The organism is Yersinia sp. IP36721 (assembly GCF_003634395.1).
Classification (GTDB): domain Bacteria; phylum Pseudomonadota; class Gammaproteobacteria; order Enterobacterales; family Enterobacteriaceae; genus Yersinia; species Yersinia entomophaga.
Genome location: NZ_QCZL01000016.1, coordinates 62,515 through 80,572 on the forward strand (window position 1 = coordinate 62,515; position 18,058 = coordinate 80,572).

The window sequence follows — 18,058 nt, forward strand, 5'->3', positions numbered from 1 at the left end:
ATCAGGGAATGCCTGGATGAACTCACGGACGGAGCACCTGCGCGATTATAAGAGCCATTCAAAGGCTTAGTTCTGATTTTGTTTCATGGCAGGCAGTATAGAAGAGGCGGGTCACTTTCCGTGGGTCTTCGGCTGAGTGCCATCTTTTAACCGATGCCTAGAAGGCAACCAACATAGCCCTGAATGAAAAGGCATCAATCCTATGTCAGACGGCATAAGTGGAGATAACGACCGATGAAAAGCTGGAAAACGAGCGCAGAACAGATTATGACCGCAGGTCCGGTGGTCCCGGTAATCGTCATCAATAAACTCGAACAGGCGGTGCCTTTGGCTAAAGCGCTGGTTGCCGGTGGCGTACGCGTGCTGGAAGTGACTTTGCGTACCCCGTGCGCAGTTGACGCGATTCGCGCCATTGCACAGGAAGTACCAGAAGCGATTATTGGTGCCGGTACCGTGCTGAATCCTGAGCAATTGGCAGCCGTGACCGAAGCGGGCGCCCAGTTTGCTATTAGCCCTGGCTTAACCGCCGATCTGTTGCAGGCGGCCACCGCAGGCACGATTCCATTGATTCCAGGCATTAGCACCGTTTCTGAATTGATGCTAGGCATGAGTTACGGCCTGAAAGAGTTCAAATTCTTCCCGGCGGAAGCCAACGGTGGCGTGAAGGCGCTACAGGCTATCGGCGGCCCGTTCTCTCAGGTTCGCTTCTGCCCAACAGGCGGTATCACGCCAAATAATTACCGTGATTATTTAGCGCTGAAGAGTGTTTTATGTATCGGCGGCTCCTGGTTGGTTCCGGCCGATGCGCTGGAGAAAGGGGATTACAATCGGATAACCGAGCTGGCGAAACAGGCGGTAGAAGGCGCAGCGGCATAAGCTGTCTAAGCCCCTGAACCGGCGAGATAATTTCTGCTTTTCTCTAGAATTGAAAACCCCCAGGTTCTGGGGGTTTTGTATTTTTGAAATAACTAAAGTGCTCTTTTCTAAACTTTTTTTTCTCTAATTTTTTCAAATTGGCGGTTTGCTTTCTATTTTTGCCTATGGTACAAATAGCTCAGTTAATTATTCTAATTTGATGAGGATTTGAGGCAAATCGCACTCGGTTTCACGAAATATGTGCGGCTAAAAAAGAGAAAACATTATGATTAAAACTAACGGAATTACTCTCAAAACTTCTACCTGCCAACTCTTCCTGTCTGCCATTCTAGCCAGTGAACATCACTGGTGCAGCGAGCTTTAGCGTCACTCTCCCTTAACCGGCGCGGCATTTAACTCCGCATAATCCGGGCATAGCATTTTTATACGCCAAGTGAGTATCTATTTCTTACGGCCTACGCACGTCTGCAATCTGTGATTTCAGCTTGTGCATGAGGATAACCGTAACAAATAGACCTTAGCGTGCGTTTTCGCGTGTTAGGAGAGATTTTATGATTTATTGGATTTTTTTAGGCTTAGCTATCGTTGCAGAAATTATTGGTACCCTTTCAATGAAATACGCCAGCGTCAGCGGCGAATTAACCGGCCATTTGGTGATGTATGTGATGATCACCGGTTCTTACATCTTATTGGCGATGGCGATTAAGAAAGTGGCATTGGGCGTGGCTTACGCGCTGTGGGAAGGGATCGGGATTCTCATTATTACTCTGTTCAGTGTGCTGTGGTTTGGCGAAACGCTGTCTCCGTTGAAAATCGCCGGTCTGGTGACCTTGGTGGGCGGGATTATGCTGGTTAAATCCGGCACCCGTAAGCCGAAAAAACCGGGTCAGGGCGGTGGCATCAAGCTCCCCGGAGCGCTGAAAGCCAAAGTCACTGGCCAGCCGACATTAGCGGTTAAGTCAGGTGGGGATCATGCAACAGCTTGAGTTTTACCACATTGGCTTTTTGATTCTGGCGGTGATTTTAGAAATTCTTGCCAATATTTTGTTGAAAATGTCAGACGGCTTCCGTCGGGTTTGGTTAGGGATTTTCTCCCTGCTGTCGGTACTTGGTGCGTTCAGCGCTTTAGCGCAGGCGGTAAAAGGTATCGATCTTTCGGTGGCTTACGCGTTATGGGGCGGTTTTGGTATTGCCGCTACCGTCGCGGCCGGTTGGATTCTGTTTAACCAGCGATTGAATTATAAAGGCTGGATTGGTCTGATTCTGCTGCTGGCCGGTATGGTGATGATTAAACTGGCGTAACACCGGGGATCGCACTGACTCAGTAACAAACTACAGAAAAGTCACAGAGAAACCATATAAAAACAAAAGGGTAGCCGGTGCATGCGGGCTACCCTTTGTACGATTTAACGTGCGGCGATAATTTTAATTTCGACTTTATACTGCGGATTCATCAACTTAGCCTGAACGGTGCAGCGTACCGGTGCGCTGCCGTCAACGACCCAAGCATCCCAGGCGGCGTTCATACCGGCAAAGTCTGCAGCGTCGGCCAGAAAAATTGTCGCATCGAGGATTTTGCTCTTGCTCGAACCCAGATGATTCAGCAGCATATCAATAGCGGCCAGCGTATTGGCCGTTTGCGCGGTAATATCAGCATCCAGATTTTCCGGTACGCCGGTGTAATAAATAGTGTCGTTATACACCACCGCATCTGACCAGCGTTTTTCCGGGTTAATTCGTTCAATGCTCATTTTCACTCCTTTGTGTGAATATCGTTATCTGCTACCTCTATCAGGGTAACATAAGTGATCGCGATAATGTGTGTGGTGCCTCAGCCTCATGCTTGGCATAATCAGCGCTGATTTGATTCGGCAGAGAGAAAGTGTGACAGACGATTTTGCAATAGACGGCGCTTTAGCGCAGGCGATAACCGGTTTTAACCCGCGAGAATCACAGCGTCAGATGGCGCAGGCGATCGGCGAAGTCATTACCACCAAACAACAATTGGTGGTGGAAGCAGGCACCGGTACCGGTAAAACCTATGCCTATTTGGCACCGGCGCTGCGTGCAGACTGCAAAGTCATTATCTCTACCGGTTCTAAGGCCTTACAGGATCAGCTGTATTCCCGCGATCTGCCTACGGTCGCCACGGCGTTGAAATATAAAGGCAAACTGGCGTTGCTAAAAGGACGCTCCAACTATTTGTGTCTGGAACGTTTGGAACAGCAAACTCTGGCAGGCGGTGAGCTGGCGGGAGAAACGCTGGTGGATTTAGTCCATTTGCGCGGCTGGTCGTCACAAACCGTAGACGGTGATATCAGCACCTGCGGCGATGTGGCGGAAGACAGTTTCGTCTGGCCGTTAGTCACAAGTACTAATGATAACTGTCTGGGCAGCGATTGCCCGGCTTATCAGGACTGTTTTGTGGTGAAGGCGCGCCGCCGCGCGATGGATGCGGATGTGGTGGTCGTTAACCATCACTTGTTTTTGGCGGATATGGTGGTGAAAGAAAGCGGCTTTGCCGAGCTGATCCCCAGCGCTGACGTAATGATTTTCGATGAAGCCCATCAGATTCCTGATATCGCCAGCCAGTATTTCGGCCAGCAGCTCACTAGCCGCCAGCTTATGGACTTAGCTAAGGATATCACCATCGCTTATCGCACTGAGGTGCGAGATTCGGTACAGCTACAGAAAAGCGCCGACCGGCTAAGCCAAAGTGCGCAGGATTTCCGATTGGTGCTTGGCGATCCCGGATTCCGTGGCAATCTGCGAGACGTACTCCAGCAACCGGCGATCCAGCGGGCTTTGCTGCTGTTAGACGATGCTTTAGAGCTGTGCTATGACGTAATGAAGCTGTCGCTTGGGCGCTCCGCTATGCTGGATGCGGCCTTCGAGCGAGCCACGCTATATCGCAACCGGTTGAAACGTTTGAAAGAAGTGACTACGCCGGGTTATAGCTATTGGTATGAATGTAATGCGCGCCATTTCGTGCTGGCTCTCACGCCGCTGTCGGTTTCCGATCGTTTCCGCGAGTTAATAGAAGAAAAAGCCGGTACCTGGATTTTCACTTCGGCCACTTTATCGGTGAACGATCAGCTAGGGCATTTTACTCAACGTCTCGGTTTAACCGATGCCAAAACCCTGCTGCTTCCCAGCCCGTTTGACTACGCCAATCAGGCATTGCTGTGTGTACCACGAAATTTGCCCAATGCCAATGAGCCGGGCGGGGCACGTAAACTGGCACAAATGCTCAAACCGATGATTGATGCTAATCAGGGACGCTGCTTTTTCCTTTGTACTTCTCATCAGATGATGCGCAGTCTGGCGGAGGAGTTTCGCGCCAGCATGACGTTACCGGTGCTGGTGCAGGGTGAAACCAGTAAAGGCCAGTTACTGGCTCAGTTCGTCGCTGCCGGTAATGCGTTACTGGTTGCAACCAGCAGTTTCTGGGAAGGGGTAGACGTACGCGGCGATGCGCTTTCCTGCGTGATTATTGACAAATTGCCCTTTACTTCACCGGACGATCCGCTATTGAAAGCGCGGATTGAAGACTGCCGATTGCGCGGCGGCGATCCGTTCAACGACGTGCAGTTACCCGATGCGGTGATTACCCTGAAACAGGGCGTTGGGCGTTTGATTCGGGATATTGACGATCGCGGGGTGCTGGTGATTTGCGATAACCGTCTGGTGATGCGGCCTTACGGTGCGGTATTCCTCAATAGTCTGCCGCCCACGCCACGTACCCGTGATTTGACCAAAGCTATCGTTTTCCTGAAACGGCAGGAGTGAGGGTAAAGCCTTGTGGGGTGTGCTATTATGCGCGCCCTGTGTTGAATATAGATTATTTTTCCTGCCGAGGTTGGCATGTCCACGCGAATTTTAGCGATCGATACCGCAACAGAAGCCTGTTCTGTTGCACTCTGGAACGACGGCGCGATCCACGCCCATTTTGAACTTTGTGCCAGAGAACACACTCAGCGAATTCTTCCGCTGGTGCAGCAAGTTTTAACCGAATCCCACCTGACGTTAACTCAGTTGGACGCGCTGGCCTTTGGGCGCGGGCCGGGCAGTTTTACCGGTGTGCGTATTGGCATCGGCATCGGGCAAGGATTGGCGTTGGGTGCCAATTTGCCGATGATTGGCGTTTCCACGTTGCAAACCATGGCGCAGGGTGCATTTCGTCTGATCGGCGCAACTCGCGTATTAGCTGCAATTGATGCACGTATGGGCGAAGTGTATTGGGGACAGTTTGAACGCCAGACTGACGGTAGCTGGCTGGGCGAAGAAACCGAAGCGGTACTGACTCCGGCGCAAGTACAAGAGATGACGCAGGATTTAAGTGGCAATTGGGCCTTTGTTGGCACCGGTTGGCAGACTTATCCCGATCTGGTCGCGAGTCATGCGGCTATACTGACTGATGGGCAAATGTTGTTGCCGCAGGCGGAGGATATGCTGCCTCTGGCGATCCAACTGTGGAACAACGGTGCGGCCTTACCGGTTGAACAGGCTGAACCGGTTTACCTGCGTAATGAAGTGACCTGGAAAAAGTTACCTGGACGATAAAATATGGCAACTTGTCTCTGAATTTATGGTCTTAAAGTTTAAGATTAATTAAGGAGATAACGGCGATGACACCCAGTGAATTAAGGCGTAAATGGCTTTTCGGGCTAGTAGGACTGAGTGCCTTACTCTTGACTGGTTGCGTAACCATTCCCGATGCCATAAAAGGCACCACGGCTACGCCACAGCAAAACCTTAATGCGGTACGTAATGCGCCGCAGGTTTTTGCCGGTCAGGAGGCGCGTTTTGGCGGCACGGTCGTCAATGTGGTTAACGAAAAACAACGCACTCGTCTGGAGATTGCCAGCGTGCCGTTGGATTCAGGCGCCAGACCTATTCTCGGTGAACCGTCTCAAGGGCGAGTGATTGCCTATGTGGATGGTTTCCTCGATCCGGTAGATTTCCGTGGTCATCTGGTGACGGTCGTCGGGCCAATTGTCGGCAGCGAGGCGGGCAAAATTGGTATGACGCCCTATAACTTCGTGGTAATTAACGCCACCGGTTATAAGCGCTGGAATATTGCCCAGCAGGTGATGATGCCACCAGCGCCAATGGGGCCTTGGGGCTTCCGCGGTCATCCTGGGTGGGGGCCAGGCTGGGGTTGGTATGATACCGGGCCAGCGCAGATTCAGACTATTGTAACTGAATAGCGTTGCTGAAACGGTAGGCCAGTTAGCCAGCCGTTGCCAATATAATAATATAGAGAAGGGTGTTGAGCGATCGACACCTTTTTTTATTGTTTTAATCCGACAATTAGGGCGCTAAATCATCCTCTGCTCGGATAACTCCCCGTTACTGCCCCACATATTTGACTGTTATCTCGCGAGAGTGAACGCTGTTAGGTTCAAAAAATGACCCTGATTCAGGGGATAGGGCGCATCATTGCCACCCGGTCAGCCATGCCGCTCGCGACCTCCTCCGTCAGTATTTTCGTCAGCCAAGGCGGCGTATTACGTGAATTCAGGCGAATAAAACCGAATTTGGTATAGAGCGCAACGCTTTGAGCAAAACGGCTAAAGGTCGTCAGATACAGCGCGGTAGCGCCGCGATCTCGCAGACGATCAATGACTGCCGCCAATAATTGGCTGCCAATACCTTGTCCACCGTGCTGGGGTACAACATCAATTTCCCCCAGTAAAGCCCTCTGATCCACCCAGTACACTAAAGCGAAACCCACGGGAGTCCCGCTTCTGTCTTTCGCTATCCACAGGCGTTTTTCTCGCTGCGCTGTCACTAATTCAATCAGCGGCAGCGTTTCTGTTTTTAGATCATCAGGCAACAAGTGTGCAGGGAAAAGTTCGGCTGCCTGTTGCTCAATACTTGCCAAAAACGGCAGATGTTGCTTTTTAGCAGACTCAATCTGATATTCGGTCATTGTATCCACTCGTTAACATTAGAGTGACAGCTTAACTGCCAATGAAGAGTCGCATAAGGTTTTTTTGATAAATGGATAAAAACTATGTGTGCTATTTAATCGATTTGTTGAAATTATCACCGGGTAATCATTTCCAGCTCAGCTTTAGATTATAAACTGACTTAAACGGTGTATAATCAAAGAGTTACAATCATTATAATTATGAATTTATATAACGCATTGATTTTATTTATATTAATGAGGCGGCGATGGCCGCCTTGTTTTTTTGTTGAGATACATGAAAAAAATTAGTGATGTACTTCTCAACCTCAAAATTGTTTAAAAGCAAACTGGTACGCTGAGTTAAAATATTGTTAAAGTCCTGAGGTGGATTTGGGTGAAGATATGATAATCAACAATGATTTCAGGAGTGCTACCTTGGAAAAAGCATGGCTAAAACGTTACCCGGCGGATGTTCCAGCGGAAATTGATCCGGATCGTTACTCTTCTCTGGTGGAAATGTTTGAGAATGCGGCTCTGCGTTATGCGGATCAGCCTGCATTTATCAACATGGGTGAAGTCATGACTTTCCGTAAATTGGAAGAGCGTAGCCGCGCTTTTGCTGCCTATTTGCAAAATGGTTTGGGGTTGAAGAAGGGCGACCGCGTGGCGTTGATGATGCCGAACCTGTTGCAGTATCCCATAGCTTTGTTTGGTATTTTACGGGCTGGAATGGTGGTGGTGAACGTCAATCCGCTGTACACGCCCCGCGAGCTGGAACACCAACTGAACGACAGCGGCGCAGCAGCAATCGTGATTGTTTCCAATTTTGCTCATACATTGGAAAAAGTTGTCTTCAACACACAGATTAAACACGTTATTTTGACCCGCATGGGCGATCAGCTTTCCGCAGCGAAAGGCACATTGGTCAACTTTGTGGTGAAATATATCAAGCGTTTGGTGCCGAAATATCACTTACCTGACGCCATTTCTTTCCGTACCGTATTGCAAAAAGGCCGTCGCCTGCAATATGTCAAACCGGACGTGCTCAATACCGATTTGGCTTTCCTGCAATACACTGGTGGCACTACCGGCGTGGCTAAAGGCGCGATGCTAACCCACCGGAATATGCAATCTAACCTTGAACAGGCTAAAGCGGCCTATGCGCCGTTGCTACAGCCTGGGCAAGATTTAGTGGTAACGGCGTTGCCGCTGTACCACATCTTTGCTCTGACGATGAACTGCCTGCTATTTATCGAGCTGGGCGGGCGCAGCCTGTTAATCACCAATCCTCGAGATATTCCGGGAACGGTGAAAGAGCTCAGCCGTTATCCCTTTACCGCGATGACCGGGGTGAATACCTTGTTTAATGCGTTACTGAATAACGAAGAATTCAACAAACTTGATTTTTCCACTTTGCGACTTTCTGTCGGAGGGGGGATGCCGGTACAGAAAGCCGTTGCGGAAAAATGGGAAAAACTGACGGGCAGGCACTTGCTGGAGGGCTACGGCCTGACGGAGTGTTCACCTTTGGTCACAGGTAATCCCTATGATTTAAAACATTACAGTGGCAGTATTGGTCTGCCGGTGCCTTCTACCGATGTTCGCCTGATTGATGATAACGGGCAGGATGTTGAAACCGGTATGCCGGGGGAACTATGGGTGCGCGGGCCGCAAGTTATGTTAGGCTACTGGCAGCGGCCGGAAGCCACTGACGAAGTCTTAAAAGACGGTTGGTTGGCCACCGGAGATATTGCCACTATCGATGATATCGGCTTCTTGCGTATTGTCGATCGTAAAAAAGATATGATTCTGGTTTCTGGATTCAACGTTTATCCTAATGAAATCGAAGATGTGGTAGCGTTGCACCCTAAAGTGCTGGAGTCTGCGGTGATCGGTGTGCCTAATGAGGTTTCCGGCGAAACGGTGAAAGTTTTCGTGGTAAGAAAAGACCCGTCTCTGAGCCGAGACGAATTGCTGACCCATTGCCGCCGCTATCTTACCGGTTATAAAGTACCGAAAATTGTCGAGTTCCGTGACGAATTGCCGAAATCAAACGTAGGCAAAATATTGCGCAGAGAACTGCGTGATGAACCTGTTAAGGAGAGTAGCAAAAACGCTGCTTAATAGGCTTCGTTACAGGCTCATCATCAACAACGCCGGTCAATACCGGCGTTGTTGTGTCTGTCATAGGCTAACGACCAAGAGAATGATGTTTTGAATTATCAGTTGATCACTACCGACGCTGCGTTGCAGCAAGTCTGCGAGCAAGCTCGTAACCATACCCAGGTGGCTTTGGATACAGAATTTGTCAGAACGCGTACCTACTATCCTCAGTTGGGCCTGATTCAACTGTTTGACGGTGAACAACTTTCACTGATCGACCCTTTGCCGATCACCGAATGGCAGCCCTTTCGCGAGTTGCTGAAAGACGAGTCGGTGGTGAAGTTTCTGCACGCGGGCAGTGAAGATCTTGAAGTCTTTCTTAATGCATTTCAGCAATTACCTACGCCAATGATTGATACTCAGGTATTAGCTGCCTTTACGGGTAAAACGCTTTCCTGCGGTTTTGCGACGCTGGTGGCAGAACTGGAAGGCGTCGAATTGGATAAAAGTGAGTCCCGCACCGATTGGCTGGCTCGTCCATTAACTGAGAAACAGTGCGATTATGCGGCGGCCGATGTTTTCTATCTATTGCCTATGGCAAAAAAGCTGGTGGATGCCACACTGGCGGCGGGGCGTATGGATGCCGCTCAGGACGAATGCCTGCTGCTGTGTCGCCGTCGCAGTGAAACGGTAGATCCTGAGCTGGCTTATCGTGAGATAACTAACGCCTGGCAGTTACGAGGTCGTCAGTTGGCATGTTTGCAAAAACTGGCGTCGTGGCGTTTACGTCAGGCGCGCGAGCGTGATTTGGCGGTCAACTTTGTGGTCAGAGAGGAAAATCTGTGGCAGGTTGCTCGCTATCAACCTACGTCACTCGGTGAACTGGATTCTCTGGGCTTAAGCGGTCAGGAAATTCGCTACCACGGGCGCACTTTGCTGGCGCTGGTGGCTGAAGGTAATGCAGTGCCGGAAGATCAGTTGCCACCTTTGGTCGCCAACCTTATCGACCAGCCGGGTTACAAAAAAGTCTTTAAAGATATTAAAGCATTGATTCAGGCAGTGAGCGAGCGCAGTGGATTAAGCAGTGAGCTTTTGGCTTCACGTCGGCAAATTAATCAGTTATTGAATTGGCATTGGAAACTCAAGCCGATTGAAATTCGTCCTGAGTTATTAGCCGGATGGCGCGGTGATTTGTTAGGTAGTGAATTGGAAGAAATACTTAAACAGTATTAATCCTATTTAAGGGCAGGGGAACTCTCTTCTGCTCTGAATATTTTATACGCGGTAGGATTTTATTTATTTAGCGGTATCAATAATCCATCAAGCTATTAAGACTTTTTTTGCCAGAAATGACGAAACTCATTTCCGCAGTAACTTCTTTTCACTGTGTTTATATACAGCCAGGAAAACTCAATTACCCCCTGTAAATAAATACAGGGGGTAATTAATGCGACGATGTCATTTAGGTGTTTCTTCCGTTTCCGGTAATGTCACGTTAAGTTCTAACACCGAAATATCGTCACCTTTCTGCTCAAACTGAACGTGTAGCATTTCCGGATCGATCTGAATATATTTACAAATCACCGCCAATATATCGCGCTTAAGATCAGGCAAATAATGGGGCTCACTGTCCCCACGACGACGCTCAGCGACGATAATTTGCAGCCGTTCCTTGGCTATATTGGCTGTCGGTTTTTTGCGGGACAGAAAAAAGTCTAACAAGGCCATGGTTTATCCCCCAAAAAGGCGTTTCAGGAAGCCCTTCTTCTCTTCTTCAATGAAGCGGAATGGGCGTTCTTCTCCTAGTAAACGATCAACGGTATCGTCATATGCTTTACCCGCATCTGACTCTTTATCCAGAATAACCGGCTCGCCTTGGTTAGAAGCGCGCAATACGGATTGGTCTTCTGGGATAACGCCAACCAGCGGGATCCTAAGGATTTCCAGGACGTCCTCCATGCTCAGCATGTCACCGCGACTCACCCGGCCTGGGTTATAACGGGTCAGCAGCAGGTGTTCTTTAATCGGCTCTTCGCCACGTTCGGCACGACGAGATTTTGAGGATAAAATACCCAAAATACGGTCGGAATCGCGAACGGAAGAGACTTCCGGGTTAGTGGTAATGACTGCTTCATCGGCAAAGTAAAGGGCCATTAACGCCCCGCTTTCGATACCGGCAGGAGAATCACAAACCACAAAGTCAAAATTCATATCGCCAAGGTCGTTCAGGATTTTCTCAACGCCTTCAACGGTCAGAGCATCTTTATCACGAGTTTGTGATGCGGGTAGAATATAGAGATTATCCGTGCGTTTATCTTTTATCAGCGCCTGATTCAGGGTGGCATCACCTTGAATGACGTTAACAAAATCATAAACAACTCGACGCTCACATCCCATAATCAAATCAAGGTTACGCAGGCCGATATCAAAATCGATGACCACGGTTTTCTTACCTTTTTGGGCCAAGCCGGTCGCAATGGCCGCACTTGAAGTGGTCTTGCCAACGCCCCCTTTACCCGATGTAACAACAATAATGCGTGCCATGAAATGGATTCCTTGTTAAAAGGGCTTAATTTAGAGGTTGTATGGTTAAAGCATTATCCAACAGATGAAGACGTGCGGCCTGGCCAAAATAATCGCTTGGAATCTGGTCACTTAACCAATATTGCCCTGCAATAGAGACTAGCTCAGCGCTCAGATGTGTGCAAAAAATCTGACACTGAGCATCGCCAGAAGCGCCAGCTAAAGCACGCCCTCGCATCATTCCATAGATATGAATATTGCCGTCTGCAATAAGTTCTGCACCGGCACTGACACTGCTGATAACAATCAAATCACAATTACGGGCATAAATCTGTTGGCCGGAACGGACAGGAGTATTAATGATACGCGTCTTAACGGGGGCATTTTCCGGTGGGCTTACTGGCTCGGGAGCCATCTTTTGGCCTTTACCTTCATTCAGTAATGGCAAACCCGCTCGAGCAATCGCACGTTTTTGTCGTTCATCCCGACAGCCGCTGACGCCAACAATACGAAGGCCCGCTGAAGTGACAGCCTGCTGAACATCTCTGAAGTTAGCATCGTTAGGTAACGTAGCAACATTAAGAACAACAGGGGCGTTTTTCAGAAAAGCGGGAGCTTGTTCCACTTTTTCCTGCAAAGCCTGACGAATTACCTCCGGCTGTGCATGATGTAAATGCACTACCGATAGGGTAAAACTACTGCCTTTTAACTCAATTGGCGATTGTGACATCTATCCTGACTCAGTTTCAGCTACGTTAAATCCCCGGAATACCATTCGGGGTACGATATTCCGATGTACCTATGCATGTTATAGGTAATATAAAGATAAATCTATCCGTATCAATATATCGAAACCCTTCAGCAACATTTATTAAAATTCGATTGGAAATTACAGCACAACTTTGGCGTATTCGCTAGCCCACCTCGGCTATATATCTCTGTTACTGGTCGTTTTATGTGATAATTGATCCGGTACCAAATCAAATTCACCGGTGTTTGTCTTGTATGTAAAATAGACAGAAAGTAATGTGGCTGAGTCAGTTCTGTCTATTTATCCCATTGATGTTTTTTCAATAGAAGTTTTTCCGGTTGTATTTTAGTGATAATAAAATCTTCAATTCATATAATTTCAGATCAATCTGAGCATTTATTGTCAGCCTTGAGTCCAATAGCGAGTTAATTGGGCGAATTATCTGCGATAAAGATCACAGTTCGCCGACGTAGATCTCGGACGTGGTGATGGAGCGGGTTTGGGGAAATGAAACTGCCGTGACTGATAGCGAGTTTAGTGCTGGCAGGCATGGCGCTTCTCCGCCTTTTCCACTTTAGATGAAGCAGTGCGCCCACTAAAGATAGCGACGAGATCCCTATTATTTAAGGATTAGTGAGTAATAGCCGGTAATAGAGAGTGGTAGTCTTGAAATTATCACCACGCGTTGGATTAGGAGAGAATAATGAAGGGAATCTATCTTTACTTAATTCTGTTCAGCGGAGTCGCTTATATCCCTGTTAATGCCAATGTGAGTGATTTGGCAAGCTACGAGCGGGGATTACAACTCTTGGGCGAATGGGAGGGGGACAGAGAAAGGGGTATCGGCGCTTTCTCTGCGATGACTCTCCCTTCATTGAAGACGGTTGCCCGGTGGATGCGGGATTGCCACTACAACATAATGGAACAGAAAAATCGTTTCTTATAACAATTGAAACCCGTCTATGTAGCCATAGGCTGAGTTCGGTGACGTTTAATTATCTGGGAATATTGCCAATTTTCAGCAACCCAATGTGGTTATCCACCGTGTAAAAAAGCAACGGCAACCCTGATTTGACGGCCGCTGGCTCAAGGGCTAAAGTCACTTTTTCTGATACAGGCGTGGTATAGTCCACGGCTTATACAGGACGTTATTGACCACTTGAGTAGAGCTAAAAACATGCATTGTGTGATTTATCGAAGCCCTAAACGGGATCAAACTTACCTCTATATTGAAAAAAAAGACGATTTCTCCCGGGTTCCTCCTGAATTACTGGCCAGCTTTGGTCAACCCCAGTTTTCCATGATGTTGTCTCTTTCAGAGCGAAAAAAATTGGCTACCGCAGATATTGAGAAAGTAAAAACTGCGTTGATTGAGCAGGGTTTCTATCTGCAAGTTCCGCCACCGCCAGAAAGCCTGCTAAAAATGCATTTAGGGACGGATAAAGCCTAATTCTCCACCCCGATGAGAAGCCCGGATGCCAGCCTTTGCTGCGCCGGGTATTTCGCAGGTTTTTTCCCCCTATCGGATTAAATTGATTGGCTGCCTCAAAGTATTGCCAGTAAATAACCAAAGGAAGTGGGTGATGAGGGTTTCGTTACTGACAATGTTGTTCGCTTCGGCCGTTTTGAGTGGCGGGTTACATTCGGCTACAGCTGCTCCGGCAGTGACGCCAGATTCGGCGAAGGTCGCAAATAGGTCGACAACCGTCACCACGCCGGCGCAGCAAGGCCGCGATCCCGCTGAATTCCACGCTTATGTCGAACAACTTAAAATCCAGGCTCGCTCACAGGGAATCACTCAGGCGACCTTAGATCAGGCGTTTGCTGACATTCATTTTGTTGACCGAGTGATCAAATCCGATCGCAATCAGTTAGAAAAGAAAGTGACGTTGGATGATTATCTACAGCGGACATTGCCCGCGCAGAAAATCAAACAGGGAAAACGGTTTCATCGCCGTTATAAACCTCAGTTAGCCCGAGCTAGCGCCCGCTACGGAGTACCTGAGCGCTATATTGTGGCGCTATGGGGAATGGAAAGTGGCTTCGGTAAAATTCAGGGGAAAGAGGATGTCATTTCGGCGCTAGCTACACTCGCTTTTGAAGGGCGGCGCGAAGCATTTTTTACCAAGGAACTCATGGCTGCCCTGAATATTATTCAGCAAGGGCATGTCGGTAACCAAAAGCTAAAAGGTTCCTGGGCCGGAGCCATGGGGCAGAATCAGTTTATGCCATCCTCTTTCCTGAATTATGCGGTTGATGGCGACGATGACGGAAAGATCGATATTTGGACCAACGTCGATGATGTTTTTGCCTCAACGGCCAATTATCTGTCTAAAGAAGGCTGGAAAACAGGGGAAAGCTGGGGGCGGGAGGTTCTGTTGCCGGCGAATTTCAAATCGCAATATGTGGGTTTGAAAAATGAGCAGGTGCGCACTTTGGCTGAGTGGCAGCGAATGGGCGTATTACCGCTGAATAAAAAGGCGTTCAGTTATCCTGCATTACGAGCCTGGGTTATTACACCAGATAATATGCAAGGTCGAACATTCCTAGTTTATGATAACTTTAGAACTATCATGCATTGGAATCGCTCTTACTATTTCGCACTCAGTATAGGTATGATGGCTGATGGTATTGTACGTTAGCAGAGCGAAATATTGATGACCCGATTGGGATTAACTGTCGATGTACTCTAGAGTTTATCTGTAGATGATTTCAGGAGAAGCAACATGTATCAACATAGAGACTGGCAGGGAGCCTTACTTGATTTCCCGGTAAATAAAGTGGTGTGCGTCGGCAACAATTATGCAGATCATATTAAAGAAATGGGCAGCGCAGTACCCGTTGAGCCAGTGTTGTTTATTAAACCTGAAACCGCGCTGTGCGATATTCGTCAACCGGTTGCTATTCCAAAAGGGTTGGGCGGCGTTCATCACGAAGTGGAATTGGCGGTATTAATTGGAACCCCACTAAAACAGGCCAATGAAGATCGGGTTGCTCGCGCAATAGCCGGTTACGGTGTAGCGCTGGATTTAACGCTGCGTGACTTGCAAATGGGTTTTAAAAAAGCCGGTCAACCGTGGGAGAAAGCCAAAGCTTTTGACGGTTCTTGCCCCATATCCGGTTTTATTCCTGTGGCAGAGTTTGGTGACGCGCAACATGCCGAACTGTCTTTAATGATCAACGGTGAAGTTCGCCAACGGGGCAATACCGAAGATATGATTACGCCAATTCTGCCTCTGATTAGTTATATTACGCGTTTCTTTACCCTGCGAGCCGGAGATATTGTGCTGACGGGAACGCCGCAGGGCGTAGGGCCGTTAAATTCAGGGGATATGTTACAAATTGCTCTGAATGATAAAAGGCTAAACACTCGTATTATCTAATGATTTGCTCGCTGCCCCGGCCCGCTTGGGGTGGCGAGGCTTGCATCTTCGCTCTAAAGCGTCTATAACGACCCGCCATCACTTACTTACACCGGATACCGATATGTCACAACTTCCTTTTTGGCAACAAAAAACGCTGGCCGAAATGTCAGACGCAGAATGGGAATCTCTGTGCGACGGCTGCGGTCAATGTTGTTTAAACAAACTGATTGACGAAGACACCGACGAAATATATTTCACTAATGTTGCCTGCAATCAGCTAAATATCAAAACCTGTCAATGCCGTAACTATGAGCGTCGCTTTGAATATGAAGAAGACTGCATCAAATTAACCCGCGAAAATCTGGTGACCTTTGATTGGCTTCCGCATACCTGCGCCTATCGATTGGTGGGTGAGGGCAAACAATTACCCGATTGGCATCCGCTATTAACCGGTTCCAAAGCCGCAATGCACGGTGAACGTATTTCTGTACGCCATATTGCCGTGCGTGAAAGCGAAGTTATCGACTGGCAGGACCATATTTTAAATAAGCCGAGCTGGGCTAGATAACTGATTGAAGTTAATATAAAATCTCATCGCTGTGATATGACGCGGGGCATATACGGGGCATCACCCGTAAATCTTGCGTTTAAAATGTCCATCTGATTACTGTTGTTTTCACTCATCCATTTCCCGTAAACGCTGTACACCATCTGTGAAGATGTGTGCCCCATCTGGTTGGCGACAAAATTCGGATTAGCTCCTGCACTCAGCGCCCAACATGCAAAAGTGTGCCGGGTCTCGTATGCCTTCCGATGGCGAATACCTGCTTTCTTCAATGCAAAGTTCCACGTTCCGCTAAAGACACCAGGAGAGTACCAGTCTCCTCCTTTCCCATTGCGAGCTGAAAGGCGAGGGGAGAACACGAATGTGCAATCATCTTTGCGGATTTTGCCAAATTCGCGAAGGTGGACATCTACCTTTATTTTTTTCCCCATCTTCGTAAGTGCCATTTGCTCCTTCAGTGCTTCGATTGCGGAATTCGTCAGCTTAATAGTGCGATTTCCGCTTTCAGTTTTCGGCGGGGTGAAGTGGTGAACAACGGCCATATTCCTGCTGATCGTAATTGTCCATTCCTTCAGATCAATATCCTCCCATGCCAGCGCGCAAATTTCTCCGTGCCGCATCCCAGTGCTTACCGCCAGCTTCCAGATATTTTTCACTTGAAGTGACGGTGCAACTTCCATAAGTCTTGCGTACTCATCTCGCGTTAACGGGTCAGGCTCAGATTTGCTCTTTTTCAACGGTGAAATACCGATGAAAGGCGATCGCTCTATGTACCCATTCGCAACAGCGAACTCCATCATCGCGGCAAAACAAGAAAGATAGACGTTTACCGTTCTGACAGACCGGCCTTTTTTCAGTTGCCGAGTTTTCTGGTGGATACCTGCAATCTGAAACCCAGTCAGCAATTCCTTCCGCAGGCTGAGAACCATTTCATTGGTAATAGATGAAACAAGCCTTTCCTCCCCAATGATCCCTGCACAGATTTTGATGTATGACCGATATCGGCTAATTCCATTTTTGGTTATTTCCATCTCCTTCAATGCGAGCCACTTCTCAGCGAGTTGGGAAACCGTAACGTTGAGTTGAGCCACCCCGAACTTGTGCAACTGCTTTGAGTTTGGGAATTGTGCCGCATAATTAAAGTTGCCTATCTTGATGGTGTAGCGAACAGATTCCCTCAACTCGCCAGCCATCCTCCTGTTTTTCGCCGTGTCCGGAACGCCGAGGTTTTCCCTCACCCTTTGCCCCTGGTAGATGAACCACACGCGAAGCAATCCGCAGTGGTTTTCTACCCCTGTAGGATAATCACCCATCCTTCTTTCCTCGTTTGTTGATAGGAGAGGGTATTTAAGCAGAAATCCTCTCGCCAATCCTCCTGCGGATCGCCGGTCGCTGCCTTTCAACCCAATTGTCAATTTCCTGCCTGTTGTACATTATTGGGCTGTTCTCTTTTGGGTTTAGGTCAGGTGCAACGTGTCTGTATTCACGGCCTTCCATCCATGACTTTCGGCGGGCGTGTTGGATCATGTGTTTTGTCATGCCAGTCAGAGACATGAGCAGGTCTTCTGAAACCCATTTGCTTGGGTTCATTTGAATAACGTTATCCATGCTTACCTCTGCTATTTCCCCTCAGCCACTCGATGAACAATCACATTTAGCCACATCCAAGGCTCATGCTTGCCCGGGCAGAATGGCTTAACTTGAGATGCGTATTTGTCGAGTAGCTGACGTAGGGTTGATTTGTTGTCTTTACTGCGGAGTTCGGAGAGTAGTTTTTTAGCTATTGAGCGTACTGCGTTGTTGGCCTCAGGAGTCACACATTCACTCCTTCCAGCAGAACAGCCACCAGTAGGCGATGATGCCGCCGATAACGAGCAGCATCCAATCCAGGTAAATTATTAGTTCGCTCATATTCCTTCAGCTCTCCCCGGTATCAGTTGAATAGACTTACCGCACTC

The 18,058-nt window shown here is 48.4% G+C and carries 20 protein-coding genes; 13 read left to right on the forward strand and 7 right to left on the reverse strand.

All coding sequences use genetic code 11. The features are described 5' to 3' along the window. The first annotated feature begins 234 nt into the window (after window positions 1–234). From DBA33_RS13825 to mdtI, 3 genes are all read left to right on the forward strand, one after another. Complete coding sequence (locus DBA33_RS13825) at window positions 235–876, forward strand: bifunctional 4-hydroxy-2-oxoglutarate aldolase/2-dehydro-3-deoxy-phosphogluconate aldolase (RefSeq protein ID WP_064513491.1); 642 nt, start codon at window positions 235–237, stop codon at window positions 874–876. A gap of 551 nt (window positions 877–1,427) precedes the next feature. Beyond that, window positions 1,428–1,862: a multidrug/spermidine efflux SMR transporter subunit MdtJ gene (mdtJ, locus tag DBA33_RS13830; protein ID WP_064513493.1), complete on the forward strand. Its 435-nt coding sequence runs from the start codon at window positions 1,428–1,430 to the stop codon at window positions 1,860–1,862. Further along, window positions 1,849–2,178 (forward strand): multidrug/spermidine efflux SMR transporter subunit MdtI, encoded by a 330-nt coding sequence (mdtI, locus tag DBA33_RS13835; RefSeq protein ID WP_064513495.1) that lies wholly within the window; start codon window positions 1,849–1,851, stop codon window positions 2,176–2,178. Before mdtJ ends, mdtI begins: the two co-directional genes overlap by 14 nt. A gap of 104 nt (window positions 2,179–2,282) precedes the next feature. Here the strand turns inward: mdtI and DBA33_RS13840 are convergent, their stop codons facing one another. After that, window positions 2,283–2,627 carry a RidA family protein gene (locus DBA33_RS13840; RefSeq protein ID WP_064513497.1) on the reverse strand — a complete coding sequence of 115 codons (345 nt, stop codon included), beginning with the start codon at window positions 2,625–2,627 and terminating at the stop codon, window positions 2,283–2,285. Between the two features lie 133 nt (window positions 2,628–2,760). On the opposite strand from DBA33_RS13840, the gene DBA33_RS13845 reads away from it, so the two are divergent. The 3 genes from DBA33_RS13845 (at window position 2,761) to DBA33_RS13855 (ending at window position 6,086) form a co-directional block, all read left to right on the forward strand. Continuing rightward, window positions 2,761–4,665, forward strand: a complete 1,905-nt coding sequence (locus tag DBA33_RS13845) for an ATP-dependent DNA helicase (protein WP_120806663.1) — start codon at window positions 2,761–2,763, stop codon at window positions 4,663–4,665. Window positions 4,666–4,740: 75 nt separating this feature from the next. Then, window positions 4,741–5,439: a tRNA (adenosine(37)-N6)-threonylcarbamoyltransferase complex dimerization subunit type 1 TsaB gene (gene tsaB / locus DBA33_RS13850; RefSeq protein WP_064513499.1), complete on the forward strand. Its 699-nt coding sequence runs from the start codon at window positions 4,741–4,743 to the stop codon at window positions 5,437–5,439. Window positions 5,440–5,486: 47 nt separating this feature from the next. After that, window positions 5,487–6,086 carry a Slp family lipoprotein gene (locus tag DBA33_RS13855; protein WP_275482607.1) on the forward strand — a complete coding sequence of 200 codons (600 nt, stop codon included), beginning with the start codon at window positions 5,487–5,489 and terminating at the stop codon, window positions 6,084–6,086. Window positions 6,087–6,298: 212 nt separating this feature from the next. Here the strand turns inward: DBA33_RS13855 and DBA33_RS13860 are convergent, their stop codons facing one another. After that, window positions 6,299–6,811, reverse strand: coding sequence for a GNAT family N-acetyltransferase (locus DBA33_RS13860; RefSeq protein WP_064513503.1), 513 nt, complete (start codon window positions 6,809–6,811; stop codon window positions 6,299–6,301). 417 nt (window positions 6,812–7,228) lie between these two features. Between DBA33_RS13860 and fadD the strand changes: the two genes are divergently transcribed. Continuing rightward, window positions 7,229–8,917: a long-chain-fatty-acid--CoA ligase FadD gene (gene fadD / locus DBA33_RS13865; protein WP_064513505.1), complete on the forward strand. Its 1,689-nt coding sequence runs from the start codon at window positions 7,229–7,231 to the stop codon at window positions 8,915–8,917. 90 nt (window positions 8,918–9,007) lie between these two features. After that, the gene (gene rnd / locus DBA33_RS13870) at window positions 9,008–10,129 is read left to right on the forward strand and encodes a ribonuclease D (protein ID WP_064513507.1); all 1,122 of its coding nucleotides are present in this window, start codon (window positions 9,008–9,010) and stop codon (window positions 10,127–10,129) included. Between the two features lie 225 nt (window positions 10,130–10,354). Here rnd and minE read toward each other — a convergent pair whose 3' ends face one another. From minE to minC, 3 genes are read right to left on the reverse strand one after another with little or no spacing between them, the layout of a single operon-like run. After that, the gene (gene minE / locus DBA33_RS13875) at window positions 10,355–10,624 is read right to left on the reverse strand and encodes a cell division topological specificity factor MinE (protein WP_002211180.1); all 270 of its coding nucleotides are present in this window, start codon (window positions 10,622–10,624) and stop codon (window positions 10,355–10,357) included. A 3-nt stretch (window positions 10,625–10,627) separates the two neighbouring features. After that, on the reverse strand, window positions 10,628–11,440 hold the full coding sequence (gene minD, locus DBA33_RS13880; RefSeq protein WP_049597704.1) for a septum site-determining protein MinD: 813 nt from the start codon (window positions 11,438–11,440) through the stop codon (window positions 10,628–10,630). A 25-nt stretch (window positions 11,441–11,465) separates the two neighbouring features. Then, window positions 11,466–12,149 (reverse strand): septum site-determining protein MinC, encoded by a 684-nt coding sequence (minC, locus tag DBA33_RS13885; RefSeq protein ID WP_064513509.1) that lies wholly within the window; start codon window positions 12,147–12,149, stop codon window positions 11,466–11,468. A gap of 724 nt (window positions 12,150–12,873) precedes the next feature. On the opposite strand from minC, the gene DBA33_RS13890 reads away from it, so the two are divergent. From DBA33_RS13890 to DBA33_RS13910, 5 genes are all read left to right on the forward strand, one after another. Next, window positions 12,874–13,116, forward strand: a complete 243-nt coding sequence (locus DBA33_RS13890) for a hypothetical protein (RefSeq protein ID WP_064513510.1) — start codon at window positions 12,874–12,876, stop codon at window positions 13,114–13,116. A 231-nt stretch (window positions 13,117–13,347) separates the two neighbouring features. Next, entirely contained in the window at window positions 13,348–13,620 is a 273-nt protein-coding gene (locus DBA33_RS13895) for a YcgL domain-containing protein (protein ID WP_049597707.1), read from the forward strand. Between the two features lie 133 nt (window positions 13,621–13,753). Then, on the forward strand, window positions 13,754–14,812 hold the full coding sequence (locus tag DBA33_RS13900) for a lytic murein transglycosylase (protein WP_120806656.1): 1,059 nt from the start codon (window positions 13,754–13,756) through the stop codon (window positions 14,810–14,812). Window positions 14,813–14,896: 84 nt separating this feature from the next. Further along, the gene (locus DBA33_RS13905; protein WP_120806657.1) at window positions 14,897–15,553 is read left to right on the forward strand and encodes a fumarylacetoacetate hydrolase family protein; all 657 of its coding nucleotides are present in this window, start codon (window positions 14,897–14,899) and stop codon (window positions 15,551–15,553) included. Between the two features lie 103 nt (window positions 15,554–15,656). After that, window positions 15,657–16,103 carry a YcgN family cysteine cluster protein gene (locus DBA33_RS13910; protein ID WP_064513516.1) on the forward strand — a complete coding sequence of 149 codons (447 nt, stop codon included), beginning with the start codon at window positions 15,657–15,659 and terminating at the stop codon, window positions 16,101–16,103. Window positions 16,104–16,126: 23 nt separating this feature from the next. Here DBA33_RS13910 and DBA33_RS13915 read toward each other — a convergent pair whose 3' ends face one another. Both DBA33_RS13915 and DBA33_RS13920 read right to left on the reverse strand, forming a co-directional pair. Next, window positions 16,127–17,413, reverse strand: coding sequence for a tyrosine-type recombinase/integrase (locus DBA33_RS13915; RefSeq protein ID WP_120806658.1), 1,287 nt, complete (start codon window positions 17,411–17,413; stop codon window positions 16,127–16,129). Between the two features lie 34 nt (window positions 17,414–17,447). After that, window positions 17,448–17,708 (reverse strand): excisionase family protein, encoded by a 261-nt coding sequence (locus DBA33_RS13920; protein ID WP_120806659.1) that lies wholly within the window; start codon window positions 17,706–17,708, stop codon window positions 17,448–17,450. Between the last annotated feature and the right edge of the window lie 350 nt (window positions 17,709–18,058).

Excerpts from the sequence above, each read along its gene's own strand:
- minD (WP_049597704.1), bottom strand. The coding sequence starts at position 11,440 with ATGGCACGCATTATTGTTGTTACATCGGGTAAAGGGGGCGTTGGCAAG.
- mdtI (WP_064513495.1), top strand. The coding sequence starts at position 1,849 with ATGCAACAGCTTGAGTTTTACCACATTGGCTTTTTGATTCTGGCGGTG.
- DBA33_RS13910 (WP_064513516.1), top strand. The coding sequence starts at position 15,657 with ATGTCACAACTTCCTTTTTGGCAACAAAAAACGCTGGCCGAAATGTCA.
- mdtJ (WP_064513493.1), top strand. The coding sequence starts at position 1,428 with ATGATTTATTGGATTTTTTTAGGCTTAGCTATCGTTGCAGAAATTATT.
- DBA33_RS13915 (WP_120806658.1), bottom strand. The coding sequence starts at position 17,413 with ATGGGTGATTATCCTACAGGGGTAGAAAACCACTGCGGATTGCTTCGC.
- DBA33_RS13900 (WP_120806656.1), top strand. The coding sequence starts at position 13,754 with ATGAGGGTTTCGTTACTGACAATGTTGTTCGCTTCGGCCGTTTTGAGT.
- tsaB (WP_064513499.1), top strand. The coding sequence starts at position 4,741 with ATGTCCACGCGAATTTTAGCGATCGATACCGCAACAGAAGCCTGTTCT.
- DBA33_RS13890 (WP_064513510.1), top strand. The coding sequence starts at position 12,874 with ATGAAGGGAATCTATCTTTACTTAATTCTGTTCAGCGGAGTCGCTTAT.
- DBA33_RS13905 (WP_120806657.1), top strand. The coding sequence starts at position 14,897 with ATGTATCAACATAGAGACTGGCAGGGAGCCTTACTTGATTTCCCGGTA.
- minE (WP_002211180.1), bottom strand. The coding sequence starts at position 10,624 with ATGGCCTTGTTAGACTTTTTTCTGTCCCGCAAAAAACCGACAGCCAAT.
- DBA33_RS13920 (WP_120806659.1), bottom strand. The coding sequence starts at position 17,708 with ATGGATAACGTTATTCAAATGAACCCAAGCAAATGGGTTTCAGAAGAC.
- DBA33_RS13895 (WP_049597707.1), top strand. The coding sequence starts at position 13,348 with ATGCATTGTGTGATTTATCGAAGCCCTAAACGGGATCAAACTTACCTC.
- DBA33_RS13825 (WP_064513491.1), top strand. The coding sequence starts at position 235 with ATGAAAAGCTGGAAAACGAGCGCAGAACAGATTATGACCGCAGGTCCG.
- DBA33_RS13840 (WP_064513497.1), bottom strand. The coding sequence starts at position 2,627 with ATGAGCATTGAACGAATTAACCCGGAAAAACGCTGGTCAGATGCGGTG.
- DBA33_RS13860 (WP_064513503.1), bottom strand. The coding sequence starts at position 6,811 with ATGACCGAATATCAGATTGAGTCTGCTAAAAAGCAACATCTGCCGTTT.
- minC (WP_064513509.1), bottom strand. The coding sequence starts at position 12,149 with ATGTCACAATCGCCAATTGAGTTAAAAGGCAGTAGTTTTACCCTATCG.